Raw genomic sequence first — 13,404 nt, 5'->3', positions numbered from 1 at the left:
CGACTCAGCCGCGGCCGCCACCATTGCGGCCGATGCCGACTACGCCCGCTACCGCACCACGCGCCGCCTCACGGTGAGCACCTTTTTTGACTTGCCAGCCGAGGCGCCCGCGCTGCTCGACGGCGACCAGCTGAGCGACCTCAGCATTGCCGCCTTCAAAGTTGATTACGGCCGGCCGCTGCCCCGCCGCGCGCGCCTCGAAGCCGGCCTGAAAGCAACCCGGGTGCGCTCCGACAACAACGTAGTGTTCGTGAATACTGAAAACGGTGTCCGCACCTACAATGCTGATATTTCTAATGCGTTTCGCTACGATGAGAACGTGAATGCAGCCTACCTGAGCTACCGCAGTGGGCCCGGGCCTACCAGCCTGCAGCTGGGCCTGCGGGCCGAACAAACCAACACCCGCGCCGCCTTTGCCGACTCGCTGCGCGAGCGGCACTACGTGCAGCTGTTCCCCTCGGCCACCGTGCAGCACCGGCTGAACCCACGGCACAGCCTGAGTCTGGCCCTGGCCCGGCGCATCGACCGGCCCACCTACCGGCAGCTGAACCCGCTGCGCACCTACCTCGACGCCACTTCGTACCAGGCCGGCAACCGCAACCTGGTGGCCCAAACCAGCTACAACGCCGAAATCAGCCACACGTACCGCCAGAAATTCGTGACCGCGCTGGCCTACGCGCGCACTTCGCTGCCCATTGTGAACGTGGTGCAGCCCTCGCCCGACGGAGGCCGGCTGGTGGTGAACCAGGATGTGAACCTGCGCACCGAGCATTACTACAGCCTCACCCTCACGGCCCCGCTCGACCTGGCCAAATGGTGCAGCCTCTACGCCAACGGCGTGTTTTACTACGCCCGCTACCTGGGCAGCCTGGCCAATACCACGCTCGACCGGGGCCGCGCGGCCTGTACCCTGACCCTGAACGGCAGCTTCACGCTGCCCGGCGGCTGGACCGCCGACCTGAGCAGCGTGTACGAATCGGGCGAGCAGTACGGGTTTGAGTACATCCGGCCGCGCGGACAGCTGGCAATGGGCTTGAAAAAAAGCTGTTTGCAGCAGCGCGGCACGCTCACGCTGAACGCGGCCGACGTGCTCTACACCACGCCCATCCGCACCACGTCGACCTACAACAATTTTGTCGAGACGTTCTACAGCCGGCAGGACACGCGAGTTGTGACAGCGGCGTTTGCGTACCGGTTTGGCAATAGCAAAGTTGTAGCCGCCCGCAAGCGCACCGCCGGCGCTGAAGATGAGCTGCGCCGCGCCGGGGGGCTATGATGCGCTGGGACGCATGAATGGAGCGCGAATCAAGTACGGCTACGCTATCAACACTGCTTTTTTCCTCATTTTTCATTCCTCATTAAGCCAGGCGTCAACTACCTTCGTGCGCCGTGGTGGCCATTCCGCCGGGGCAGTTAGCGTATGCAAGTATCTAAAATGGCCGCCGGACTGCGCGGCTCCGAAATCATCCGAATTGGCAATCAGGTAAGCGAGCAGGTGCGCCAGGGGGCTAATATCTGCAACCTCACCATCGGCGACTTCGACCCGAAGATTTTCCCGATTCCGGCCGGCCTTACCGCCGGCATCATCGATGCCTATAAGGCCGGCCTCACCAACTATCCGCCGGCCGCCGGCATGGGCGAGCTGCGCCAGTCGGTATCGAAATTTCTGCAAGAGCGCCAGGGCCTGAGCTACGGCCCCGACGACATTCTGATTGCCGGCGGCTCGCGCCCGCTCATCTACGCCACCTACCGCGCCATTGTGGATGCCGGCGACCGCGTCATCTTCCCGCTGCCCAGCTGGAACAACAACCACTACTGCCACCTCGTGGATGCCACGCCCGTGGCCGTGCCCACCAGCCCCGACAACAATTTCATGCCCACCGCGGCCGACCTGGCCCCGCACGTGACCGGCGCCACCCTGCTGGCCCTGTGCTCGCCGCTGAACCCCACGGGCACGGTGTTCACCAAAGAAGGCCTGGAGGAAATCTGCGACCTGGTAATTGCCGAGAACAAGCGCCGCGGCCCCGATGAAAAGCCGCTCTACATCCTCTACGACCAGATTTACTGGCTGCTCACCTTCGGCAACACCCAGCACTTCGACCCGGTGAGCCTGCGCCCCGAGCTGCGCGACTACGTTGTCTACATCGACGGTACGTCGAAGTGCTTCGCCGCCACCGGCGTGCGCGTGGGCTATGCCTTCGGCCCACCCGCCATTATCAACCAGATGAAATCCATTCTTGGCCACGTGGGCGCCTGGGCCCCCAAAGCCGAGCAGGTGGCCAACGCCCACTTCCTGCCCCAGGCCGCCGAAGTTGATGAGTTTCTGGGCGGCATGAAAACCAAGCTGGAACGCTCGCTCGATGGCCTGTTTAACGGGATGAAAGAGCTGCAGGCGGCCGGCTACCCCGTCGATGCTGTAGCGCCGGCCGGGGCTATCTACCTCACCATCAAAATCGACGTGCTGGGCCGCACCGCCCCCGACGGCACCGTGCTCACCACCACCGCCGAACTCACCTCCTACCTCATCTCGGAGGCTAAGGTGGCGCTGGTGCCCTTCTCGGCCTTCGGCACGCCGACTACCGAGCCGTGGTTCCGCGCCTCGGTGGGCGCTGAGACGGTGGAGTCGATTCAGGCGGCGCTGCCGCGACTGCGGGCGGCGCTGGATAAGCTGAAGTAAATGAACCACTTAATTAGCAGGTGTGTATAAAAAGGAAAGGGTGCATCACTTAAATGTGATGCACCCTTTCCTGTTAAATATGTCTTACAAACACTTCAGGCACCTTTTTGTATTGGCAATTGCACTGCCATTTACTGCAAGAGCACAGACCGTAGCTCCTATTCCTGCCAAAATAGTCCCGCTGGATTTCAGCAATAGAATACCCATCAGGCCTGAAGCTACATCAGCTAACAACGCAACGCCACCTCCAACGAATGCCTATGGTGAGTTCAACCAACGCAATGGTATAGTTTGTGCGCCACAAACTCAAAAAAGCAGAAATAGCCCTTTGATTATTTTAGACGGAAGGGCAATTGCAGACAGGAAGCTCCAAAAGCTAAATCCTAACGATATAGAAAATATCATTGTTGTAAAAGGCGAACAGGCAATTTCAGTGTATGGCAGCAGCGGCGAAAATGGCGTGTTAATTATCACAACTAAGCGGGCCAACTCAAAAAACAAAAAAGGTCATCTCAAGTGAGATGACCTTTTTCTTAAATAGTGGTTTCAAACTACCCCTTGGCCGTCAGCGTCACATACGGAATGATGCATTCCTCCAGCGAGATGCCGCCGTGCTGGAACGTGTCCTTATAGTAGTTCACGTAGTAGTTGTAGTTGTTCGGGTAGGCGAAGAAATAGTCGCCAATCGTGAAGACGTACGCCGTGCTCACGTTCTCGCGGGGCAGGAAAATGCTTTCCGGCTTGCGCACCACGTACACGTCGCGCGAGTCTTCGAAGCCCAGGTTTTTGCCGTGTTTGTAGCGCAGGTTGGTGTTGGTGTTGCGGTCGCCCACAATCTTATAGGGGCGCTTGCAGCGAATGGTGCCGTGGTCGGTGGTGATGATGAGCTTGCCCTTTTTCTCGGCAATGGTTTGCAGCATCTCGTACAGCGGCGAGTGCAGGAACCACGAGCGGGTGATGCTGCGGTAGGCCGACTCGTCGGCGGCCAGCTCCCGAATCATGGCCATATCGGTGCGGGCGTGCGAAAGCATGTCGACGAAGTTGTAGACGATGACGTTGCACTTGTAGTTGTTGTGCAGGTTGCTCATTTTGCCCAGCAAATCCTTGCCAGCCTGCAGGTTGGTCACCTTGTTATAGCTGTGCTTCACCTTCTGGTTGTTCTTCTGGAAGTTGATTTCCATGAACTCAGCCTCGTGCAGGTTTTTGCCCTCGTCGTCGTCGTCGTTCACCCACAGGTTGGGGTACTTCTTCTGAATGTCCGAAGGCATCATGCCCGAGAAAATGGCGTTGCGGGCGTAGGCCGTGGTGGTGGGCAGAATGGCGTAGTACATTTCCTCGCTATCCACGGTGAACAGCTCGGTGATGATGGGCTCCAGTACCTTCCACTGGTCGTAGCGCAGGTTGTCAATCAGCACGAAGTACACGGGCGTGTCGCCGGTGGCCTTCAGGGTGGGGAACACGCGCTCCTTGAAGAGCTGGTGCGACATCAGGGGCGCGTCCTTGTCGTCGCCATTCACCCAGTCCTCATAGCTTTCCGTGATGAAGCGGCCGAAGTAGGTGTTGGCCTCGTCCTTTTGCATGTTGAAGACCTCGGCCATGCTCTTGCCCTCGGTTTCGTTGATTTCGAGCTCCCAGTACACCAGCTTCTTGTATACGTCGGCCCACTCGGCGGGCGAGAGACGGTCGGACAGCTGCATGCCGAGCTGGCGGAAATCGCGCTGGTAGCCCGAGTTGGTGGCTTCGCTCACGAGGCGCTTGTTATCCAGCACCTTCTTTACCGACAGCAGAATCTGGCTCGGGTTCACCGGCTTAATCAGGTAATCGGCGATTTTAGCGCCGATGGCCGACTCCATGATGTGCTCCTCCTCGCTCTTGGTAATCATCACCACGGGCACGGTGGGCCGGATGGCCTTAATTTCGGTGAGCGTCTGCAAGCCGGTAAGGCCGGGCATGTTCTCATCGAGAAACACGAGGTCGTAGGTCTTTTCCTGGATTTCCTCGATGGCGTCGGCGCCGCTGTTCACGGGCGTCACATCGTAGCCTTTTTCCTTGAGGAATAGCAGGTGCGGCTTGAGCAGGTCGATTTCGTCGTCGGCCCAGAGGATGGTGGTTTGTTGCATAGATTAGGAACTTAGGGTCTTGGGGACGTGGCGTCGTGGTTAAACGACCAATATTCGCACCCCGAGGTGAAAACTGCGGGAAGTCCGCGAGGGTAAAGAAGCCGGCTCGGCCGTGCAAAGTTGCATTTGCCGGAATGGCAGGCCGTAGCTTCGCGTTCAGCTATTGACGGACGGCGGCGGCAAATGTTGCCGTTTTCTACTGCCCCGCTCCCGATTTCCCCTTTTTGCCCCCGGCGCCCTACTTCATCCAGTGAACAAGAAAAAAATCTTCAACGACCCCGTCTACGGCTTCGTCACCATCCCGACGGAGTTCCTGTTCGACCTCATCGAGCACCGCTATTTCCAGCGGCTGCGGCGCATTCAGCAGCTCGGGCTCACGGGGTTTGTGTATCCGGGGGCGTTGCACACGCGCTTCCACCACGCGCTGGGGGCCATGCACCTGATGTCGCTGGCCTTGCGCACGCTCAAGGACAAGGGCGTGAAGATTTCGGCGGCCGAGGGCGAGGCCGCGCTGGCGGCCATTCTGCTGCACGACGTGGGCCACGGCCCCCTCTCCCACGCCCTCGAAACCGCCATTTTCCAGGACGTGCCGCACGAGCAGCTCTCGCTTTTCCTGATGGAGCGCCTGAATAAGGAGTTCCACGGCAAGCTCGATTTGGCCATTGCTATCTTCAAGGGCACCTACGTGCGGCCATTTTTCCATCAGCTGGTGAGCAGCCAGCTCGACATGGACCGCCTCGACTACCTCAACCGCGACTCCTTTTACACCGGCGTGGAGGAAGGCCGCCCCGGCGCCGACCGTCTCATCAAAATGCTGCGCGTGCACGACGAGCGGCTGGTGCTCGAAGAGAAAGCCGTGTACTCGGTCGAAAACTTTCTGGTGAGCCGCCGCCTGATGTACTGGCAGGTGTACCTGCACAAAACCGTCACCTCCGCCGAGCAGATGGTGATTCGGGTGGTGCAACGGGCCCGCGACCTGGCCCGCCAGGGCGTGGAAGTGCCCGCCAACAGCTGCCTGGGCTATTTTCTGGGCCGGGCGGTAAGTCTGGACGAGTTCGAGAAGGACGAGAAAATCCTCAGCCATTTCGTCGAGCTGGATGATTACGACATCTGGTCGGCCATCAAGGCCTGGGCCGGGCACCGCGACGTGGTGCTGAGCTACCTGGCCAAGAGCATTCTGCACCGCAACCTGCTCAAGATAGTGCTGGCCCCCCAGCCCTTCGATGATGATTTCAAGCTGGGTATTCAGGAGCTCATCGCCGAGAAATTCAACCTGCCGATGGAGGAAGCGGCACTGTTGATGATTTCGGGCCGCCTGAGCAACAGCGCCTACAACGCTAAAAGCCAGGAGCCCATCGAAATCCTCACCAAGCTCGGCGACGTGGTGAACGTGATGGAAGCCTCCGACCTGCCCAACATCAAGGCGCTGAGCCAGCGCGTTGAGAAGTTCTACATCTGCTACCCAAAGGAAATTGTGTAAGTTTTGGTGCTTGGTTTTTGGTGCGTGGTGCTTGGCTTCCAGCAACTCATTCGGTGATGCGACGCTTTAACTTGCTGCCAGGCACCACGCACTAAGCACCAAGCACTATTTTTGCCGCCTATGGAATTTACCGTTCAGCAAGTAGCCGACGTTCTCGGCGGCACCGTGGAGGGCGATGCCACCCAGCGCATCTCCAGCCTCGCCAAAATTGAAGAAGCCCAGGCCGGCTCGCTCACCTTTTTGTCGAACGCCAAATACGAGCCGTTTCTCTACGAAACCGGCGCCACGGCCGTGATTGTGGGCCGCGACCAGGCCCTGCGCCAAGCAGTACGCCCCGCGCTCATTCGCGTCGAAAACCCCTACACTGCCTTCAGCCAGCTGCTCGAATTTTACGCCCAGGCCACCCGCACGGGCAAGCGCGGCGTCGAGCAGCCTTCGTTTATAGCGGAGAGCGCGACTATTGGTGCCGGCCACTACCGCGGCGCGTTTTCCTATATCGGCGAGCAGTGCGAGCTGGGCGACAACGTGCAGATTTTTCCGCATGCTTACATCGGCGACCGGGTGCGCATCGGCGAGGGCAGCATTATCCACGCCGGGGCCAAAATCTACCCCGACACGGTGATTGGCAAATTCTGCGTCATCAAGGCCGGCGCGGTGGTAGGCTCCGATGGTTTCGGCTTCGCACCGCAGCCCGATGGCAGCTACAAAGCCATCCCGCAAATCGGCAACGTGGTGCTCGACGACTACGTGAGCATCGGGGCCAATGCCACCATCGACTGCGCCACCATGGGCTCGACGCGCGTGGGCCGGGGCAGCAAAATCGATAACCTCGTGCAGCTGGCCCACAACGTGGAGATTGGTCAAAACACGGTGATTGCGGCGCAGACGGGCATTGCCGGCTCGGCCAAAATCGGCGACCAGTGCGTGCTGGCGGGCCAGGTGGGCATGGCCGGCCACGTGTCGCTGGCCAACAAAACGACCGTCACGGCCCAGTCGGGCATTGGCAAAAACGTGAAGCAGGAAGGCACCATCCTGCAAGGCTCCACGGCCTTCGACTTCAAGCAGAACCAACGCGCCCAAATCGTATTCCGCCGCCTGCCCGAGCTCGAACAGCGCGTGGCTACGCTGGAGAAGGCGAAAAGCGCAGCGGAAAAGCCCTAGCTTTGCATTCGGATTGAGCTGTTAGCTATTAGCCTTTAGCTGTTAGCATCTCAACGAGTTAATGTGAAGCCAACAGCTAAAAGCTAATGGCTAACAGCTAATTAAATGAACGACAAGCAACACACCATTAAGGCGCCCGTGACGGTGCGCGGCGTTGGCCTGCACACCGGCGTAGAGGCCACCATGACGTTTTGCCCCGCTCCCGTGGGCCACGGCTACAAGTTTCAGCGCGTCGACATGCCCGGCCAGCCTATTGTGGATGCCGACGTTGACAATGTGGTCGACCTGAGCCGCGGTACCACCATCGAGCAGAACGGCGCCCGCGTGAACACCGTGGAGCACACGCTGGCCGCCCTCGTGGGCCTGCAGCTCGACAACGTGCTGATTCAGCTCAGCGGGCCCGAGCCGCCCATCATGGATGGCTCGTCGGCCGAGTTCATCAAGGCCCTGAACACGGTGGGCTTCGAGGAGCAGAACGCGCTGCGCAACTACTACGAGATTCCGGAAAGCATTCGGTACGTGGATAATGCGCGCGGCGTGGAAATTGCCGCCCTGCCCCTCACCGACTATCGCCTCACGGTGATGGTGGACTATAATTCGCCGGTGCTGGGCTCGCAGCACGCCACCCTGGCCGACATCAACCAGTTCAGCGACGAAATTGCCTCGTCGCGCACGTTCTGCTTTTTGCACGAGCTGGAAATGCTCTACAAAAACAACCTCATTCGCGGCGGCGACCTGAGCAATGCCATCGTGGTGGTCGACCGCGTGGTGAGCGACGACGAGCTGACCGAACTGGCCAAAATGCTGGGCAAGCCGCGCGTGTCGGTGAAGAAGGAAGGCATCCTCAACAACGTGGACCTGCGCCACAAGAACGAGCCCGCCCGCCACAAGCTGCTCGACCTCGTGGGCGACCTTGCCCTGGTGGGCCGCCCGCTGAAAGGCCAGATTCTGGCCGCCCGCCCCGGGCACGCGGCTAACGTGGCCTTCGCCAAGAAAATCAAGAAAAAGATGCTGGAGGCGCGCAGCAACCCCGTGCCGGTGTACGACCTGAACCGCGAACCGGTGATGGACATCAACCGCATCATGCAGGTGCTGCCCCACCGCTACCCGTTCGTGATGATTGACAAGGTCATTCACCTCGACGACCAGGTGGTGACGGCCGTGAAAAACGTGACGATTAACGAGCCGTTCTTCCAGGGCCACTTCCCCGGCAACCCAGTGATGCCTGGCGTGCTGCAGATTGAGGGCCTGGCCCAGACCGGCGGCATTCTGGTGATGAACACTGTGCCCGACCCCGAAAACTACTGGCAATACTTCCTGGGCATCGAAAATGCCCGCTTCCGCAAGAAGGTGCTGCCCGGCGACACCATCGTGTACAGCTGCCAGCTGCTGGCCCCCATCAAGCGCGGCATTGCCAAGATGCGCGGCCAAGCCTTCGTAAACGGCAAAGTGGTGTGCGAAGCCGAGATGAGCGCCGCCATCGTCCGCAAAGACGCTTAAGGTTAGCTGTTAGCTAATAGCTGTTGGCTGTTAGCTTCTCGCAACCGTAGTTTAACCTTGAAAAGGCTAACAGCTAACCGCTACTAGCTAACAGCTTACAAAGAATGATTTCTCCCCTCGCTCATATTCATCCCGAAGCCCGCCTTGCGGCGAACGTCACCGTTGAACCGTTTACGACCATTGCGGCGGACGTCGAAATCGGCGAGGGTAGTTGGATTGGGCCGAACGTGACCATTATGAGCGGTACGCGCCTGGGCGCACACTGCCAGGTATTTCCGGGCGCGGTGATTGGCGCGGTGCCGCAGGATTTGAAGTTTGCCGGCGAGCACACCACGGCCGAAATTGGCGACTATACCGTGCTGCGCGAGTGCGTGACCGTGAACCGTGGTACCGTGGACCGTGGCCGCACCGTGGTGGGCAGCCATTGCCTGCTGCAAGCCTACGTGCACGTGGCGCACGACTGCATCATCGGCAATCATTGCGTGATTTCGAACTCGGTGCAGATTGCCGGGCACGTGACGGTGGGCGACTGGGCCATTCTGGGCGGCACCTCGGCCATTCATCAGTTCGTGAGTATTGGGGCGCACGCTTTCCTGGGCGGCGGCTCGCTGGTGCGCAAGGACATTCCGCCTTTCGTGAAAGCGGCCCGCGAACCCCTCACCTACGCCGGCGTGAACTCGGTGGGCCTGCGCCGCCGTGGCTTCAGCGAGGAGCAGGTAACCAATCTGCACAACCTGTACCGCCTGCTGTTTCTGGGCGGTATGAACACCCAGGACGCCATTGCACGCATTGAGGCCGAAATCGCGCCCTCGCCGGAACGCGACCACGCGCTGGATTTCATCCGCGCCGCCACGCGCGGCATCATCAAAGGCCCCAAGCGCGACAAGGCGGGCGAAGCCGAGCTGGACTAACGGGCCGGATTGTCATTCCGACGCAGGAGGCATCTGAGTATTTGCTCCTGCCATTTCCCTCCAGATTCCTCCTGCGTCGGAATCACAGCCTCACCCATTTGCCAGCTGCTAGCTGCCTGCTAATAATTGCTCATTGTTCATTGCTCTCTGTTAATTGCTGATTGACGCCACCGGCCTGGGCAAGCGCTACCGGCGCGACTGGATTTTCCGGGGGCTGACGCGCACATTCCGGCCGGGCAGCGCTACGGCCGTGCTCGGCCCCAACGGCGCGGGCAAAAGCACGCTGCTGAACACCTTTTCGGGCCAGCTGCTGCCCACCGAAGGCAAGCTAACGTACGAGTTGGCCGGCCGGCCGCTGGCCGTGGAAGACGTGCCCCGCCACCTGGCCTATGCCGCCCCCTACCTCGAGCTTTTGGAGGAGTTGACGCTGCTGGAACTGCTGCGCTTCCACACCCAGTTTAAGCCGCTGCGGGCGGGCATTACCACCGAGAAGCTGGTCGACATTATGTACCTGGGTAGCGCCCGGCAGCGGCTGGTTCGCGAGTTTTCGTCGGGCATGAAGCAGCGGCTGAAGCTGGGGCTGGCCCTGTACGCCGAGGCGCCGCTGCTGCTGCTCGACGAGCCTACCACCAACCTCGACGCCACCGGCGTGGCCTGGTACCAGGAGCACGTGCAGGCCACCCGCGCCGGCCGCACGCTGCTGCTCAGCTCTAACGTGCCCGCCGAGTACGCGTTTTGCGATGAGCAGCTGGTGGTGACGGATTTTCAGGTGACCCGGCCGCAGTAGCCGCCCGCCGCTGGCCGGCCGAATGGCCTCCCATTGATTCGCAACGCTGTTTTTTCTGGAGAAACCCGACCCGTGGCACAACGCGAAATCGGCCCCTTCCGTATCTTCGCGACCAAATCAAGCACTTATTTTCTTCCACCAACTTTATCCCCCGCCCCGGCCATGATTGATGACGACGACCTGGACGACGACTTACTCGCCGACGACGACACCCTGGATTCTTACGCTGCCAAAGGCGGTGCCGCGGCCCTCGGCAATTCCGAAGACCGCCTCTCGGCCAAGTACGCAGACTACCTGATGTGGACCGACACCGGCTCCTCGCACGACGAAGCCCTCGACCTAGCCAACATGACCGAGGAAGAGTTTGTGGAAGCCGAGCGCGCCGAAAACGCCGACCGCGGTGGCTTCACCAGCCTCGACGATGACGACGATGATTTCGGCGACGACGATGAGGACGACGAAGGCTACAGCAGTGGCCGCGGTGGCCGCCGCGGCAGCAGCTACGACGACGACGATTTCTAAGCCGCGGTCATTATGCCGCAGGATAAATCAGAGGAATATACCCGGGTAGTTTTGCCCAGATTCCTCCTGCGGCGGAATGACAAGCATGATTGAAAAGGCCCCACCCGGAAAATCCAGGCGGGGCCTTTTTTTGGTCTGAATACCGAATACTCAGTACCGAATAAGAAACCTATTTCCGGCCGAATACCGACTTCAGGATATCGGAGGTGCGGGCGGCGGGGTTTTTGCGGATTTTGGCTTCCTCGTTGGCCAACAGGATGAACAGGCCATCTACCGCCTTCTGAGTAGTGTAGTCGGCCAAGCTGAGCGTAACGGGCTGCTGCAGCGGAATTTTGTTGTAGGTATTGGTGATGGTAGCGTAGGCCCGGCCGGCACCCACCTGGTCGATGGCGGCTTCAATATCGGGGTGGAACGCAGCCATTAGCTGCGCCTGCGTCGATTTGCGCAGAAACTGCGTGGCGGCGTCGGTTTCGCTGCTCGTCACGAGCGACAGGGCATCGGTAAAGCTCATGTTGGCTAGCGCATTCAGGAAGATGTCCTTGGCCTTGGGCGCGGCAGCTTCGGCGGCGCGGTTGAGCTGGGTTTCGAGCGTTTCAAACACCTTGCTCATGCCGGGCAGGCGGCCGATGGTGGTTTTCACCAGGTCGAGGTCGGGCGGCGTGGGGATGTGAATGTCGTCGTTGCCGTTGAAGCCGTCGGGCTCGGAGGCAAACTGCACGGCCTTGATGATGCCTTTGTTGAGGGCCTCCTTCACGCCGGCGCTGGCCTGGGCTTCGGTGAGCGGGGGCAGCGCGGCTTTGGCATCGGCAGCAGCTTTGGCATCGGCAGCAGCCTTGGCGGCAGCAGCCTTGGCGGCAGCGGCTTTGTCGGCGGCTGCTTTAGCTGCGGCGGCCTTGGCAGCGGCGGCTTTCTGGGCGGCCGTCTGGGTGGTGGTTTTGGTGGTGGTCGTTTTCTTGGTCGTGGTTTTGGCTTTGGTTTGAGCCTGGGCGGCGGGAGCAGCGGCCAGCAGGCCAACTACCAGCAGAGGACCGGCAATGCGCGTGAACATGGAATAAACGGAGGCGGCGGGAAAACCAGAACGCCCCTATGGCTGTCCTTGGACCGTCGCTTGCGCAAATTGAAGACAATTTTGCGGCCAAACCTATTTTTTTCGTCAAACTCATGTCCCTGCCCGACTCCCAGCCTACCCTCCCCGTTCAACCCGGCGCCGCCCCTGCTCCGCCCGATGTCGAGATTATGACCATCGGCGACGAACTGCTTTACGGGCAGGTAATTGATACTAATTCGGCCTTCATGGGCCAGGAGCTGGGCAAAATTGGCCTGCGCGTGCGGCAGATTTCGTCGGTGTCGGACCGGGCCGACGAGATTGTGGCCGCCCTCGACCAGGCCCGGCAGCGGGCGCAAGTAGTGCTCATCACCGGCGGCCTCGGCCCCACCAAAGATGACCTCACCAAGCATGTGCTGGCCCGCTATTTCGGCACCGAGCTGGTGCTGCACGAGCCCACCCTGCGCCACGTGGAGGAAATCTTCCAGCGCTTCAACCGCCCCATGCTCGACGTGAACCGCCAGCAGGCCCTGGTGCCGGCCACCTGCGAGGTGCTGCACAACGCCGTGGGCACCGCGCCGGGCATGTGGTTCGACGACCAAGGCACCATCTTCGTGAGCATGCCCGGCGTGCCCTTCGAGATGAAGCGCCTGATGACCGACCACGTGCTGCCCCGCCTGCAAAGCCAGTTTCACATTGCCCCCATCGAACACGTGGTGGTGATGACCGCCGGCCTGGGCGAAAGCTTCCTGGCCAAGAAAATTGAGGATTGGGAAGACGCCCTGCCCGCCAACATCAAGTTGGCCTACCTGCCTAGCTTCGGGGCGGTGCGCCTGCGCCTCACCGGCACCGCCGACGGCCAACCCGACCTGCGCGGCCGCATGCTGGCTCTGTTGCCCGCCCTGCGCGAGCGCATCGGCGAGTACATCTTCGCCGAAACGGAAACCACCCTCGAAGCCGCCATCGGTGAGCTGTTGAAGGCCAAGAACCTCACCATCGGTACGGCCGAAAGCTGCACCGGCGGCCTCGTGGCCCAGCGCCTCACCAGCGTGCCGGGCAGCTCGGGCTACTTCCGCGGCGGCATCGTGGCCTACCACAACGACATCAAGCAGGAGGAGCTAGGCGTGAAAACCGAAACCCTGGCCGCCCACGGTGCCGTGAGCGAGGCCACCGTGCGCGAGATGGCCGAGGGCGCCCGCCG

The 13,404-nt window shown here is 60.7% G+C and carries 12 protein-coding genes; 10 read left to right on the top strand and 2 right to left on the bottom strand.

What is annotated here, in order from left to right:
- From ACYVDE_RS05475 to ACYVDE_RS05465, 3 genes are all read left to right on the top strand, one after another.
- On the top strand, window positions 1-1,276 hold a 1,276-nt coding region (locus ACYVDE_RS05475; protein WP_460500464.1), incomplete at its 5' end, for an outer membrane beta-barrel family protein.
- Between the two features lie 144 nt (window positions 1,277-1,420).
- A complete protein-coding gene (locus ACYVDE_RS05470; protein WP_460500463.1) occupies window positions 1,421-2,677 on the top strand; it encodes a pyridoxal phosphate-dependent aminotransferase in 1,257 nt (418 codons plus the stop codon).
- A 79-nt stretch (window positions 2,678-2,756) separates the two neighbouring features.
- Complete coding sequence (locus tag ACYVDE_RS05465; protein ID WP_460500462.1) at window positions 2,757-3,197, top strand: TonB-dependent receptor plug domain-containing protein; 441 nt, start codon at window positions 2,757-2,759, stop codon at window positions 3,195-3,197.
- A gap of 31 nt (window positions 3,198-3,228) precedes the next feature.
- On the opposite strand, the gene porX is transcribed toward ACYVDE_RS05465, so the two are convergent.
- On the bottom strand, window positions 3,229-4,797 hold the full coding sequence (gene porX / locus ACYVDE_RS05460; RefSeq protein WP_460500461.1) for a T9SS response regulator signal transducer PorX: 1,569 nt from the start codon (window positions 4,795-4,797) through the stop codon (window positions 3,229-3,231).
- A 250-nt stretch (window positions 4,798-5,047) separates the two neighbouring features.
- On the opposite strand from porX, the gene ACYVDE_RS05455 reads away from it, so the two are divergent.
- From ACYVDE_RS05455 to ACYVDE_RS05430, 6 genes are all read left to right on the top strand, one after another.
- Window positions 5,048-6,277 carry an HD domain-containing protein gene (locus ACYVDE_RS05455; RefSeq protein ID WP_460500460.1) on the top strand — a complete coding sequence of 410 codons (1,230 nt, stop codon included), beginning with the start codon at window positions 5,048-5,050 and terminating at the stop codon, window positions 6,275-6,277.
- A gap of 120 nt (window positions 6,278-6,397) precedes the next feature.
- Window positions 6,398-7,438, top strand: coding sequence for a UDP-3-O-(3-hydroxymyristoyl)glucosamine N-acyltransferase (gene lpxD / locus ACYVDE_RS05450; protein ID WP_460500459.1), 1,041 nt, complete (start codon window positions 6,398-6,400; stop codon window positions 7,436-7,438).
- 105 nt (window positions 7,439-7,543) lie between these two features.
- The gene (locus ACYVDE_RS05445; RefSeq protein WP_460500458.1) at window positions 7,544-8,938 is read left to right on the top strand and encodes a bifunctional UDP-3-O-[3-hydroxymyristoyl] N-acetylglucosamine deacetylase/3-hydroxyacyl-ACP dehydratase; all 1,395 of its coding nucleotides are present in this window, start codon (window positions 7,544-7,546) and stop codon (window positions 8,936-8,938) included.
- A gap of 104 nt (window positions 8,939-9,042) precedes the next feature.
- Window positions 9,043-9,849 carry an acyl-ACP--UDP-N-acetylglucosamine O-acyltransferase gene (gene lpxA / locus ACYVDE_RS05440; RefSeq protein ID WP_460500457.1) on the top strand — a complete coding sequence of 269 codons (807 nt, stop codon included), beginning with the start codon at window positions 9,043-9,045 and terminating at the stop codon, window positions 9,847-9,849.
- Between the two features lie 154 nt (window positions 9,850-10,003).
- A complete protein-coding gene (locus ACYVDE_RS05435; RefSeq protein ID WP_460500456.1) occupies window positions 10,004-10,636 on the top strand; it encodes an ABC transporter ATP-binding protein in 633 nt (210 codons plus the stop codon).
- A 162-nt stretch (window positions 10,637-10,798) separates the two neighbouring features.
- Window positions 10,799-11,158 (top strand): hypothetical protein, encoded by a 360-nt coding sequence (locus tag ACYVDE_RS05430; RefSeq protein ID WP_460500455.1) that lies wholly within the window; start codon window positions 10,799-10,801, stop codon window positions 11,156-11,158.
- Window positions 11,159-11,327: 169 nt separating this feature from the next.
- Here the strand turns inward: ACYVDE_RS05430 and ACYVDE_RS05425 are convergent, their stop codons facing one another.
- On the bottom strand, window positions 11,328-12,206 hold the full coding sequence (locus tag ACYVDE_RS05425; RefSeq protein ID WP_460500453.1) for a DUF4197 domain-containing protein: 879 nt from the start codon (window positions 12,204-12,206) through the stop codon (window positions 11,328-11,330).
- A 113-nt stretch (window positions 12,207-12,319) separates the two neighbouring features.
- Between ACYVDE_RS05425 and ACYVDE_RS05420 the strand changes: the two genes are divergently transcribed.
- Window positions 12,320-13,404 (top strand): CinA family nicotinamide mononucleotide deamidase-related protein (locus ACYVDE_RS05420; RefSeq protein ID WP_460500452.1); only part of this gene is annotated, 1,085 nt, incomplete at its 3' end.

It is taken from the genome of Hymenobacter agri, from assembly GCF_054778495.1.
Note: the sequence above shows the minus strand (reverse complement) of the source record. Positions and strands in the feature narration are given on the sequence as shown.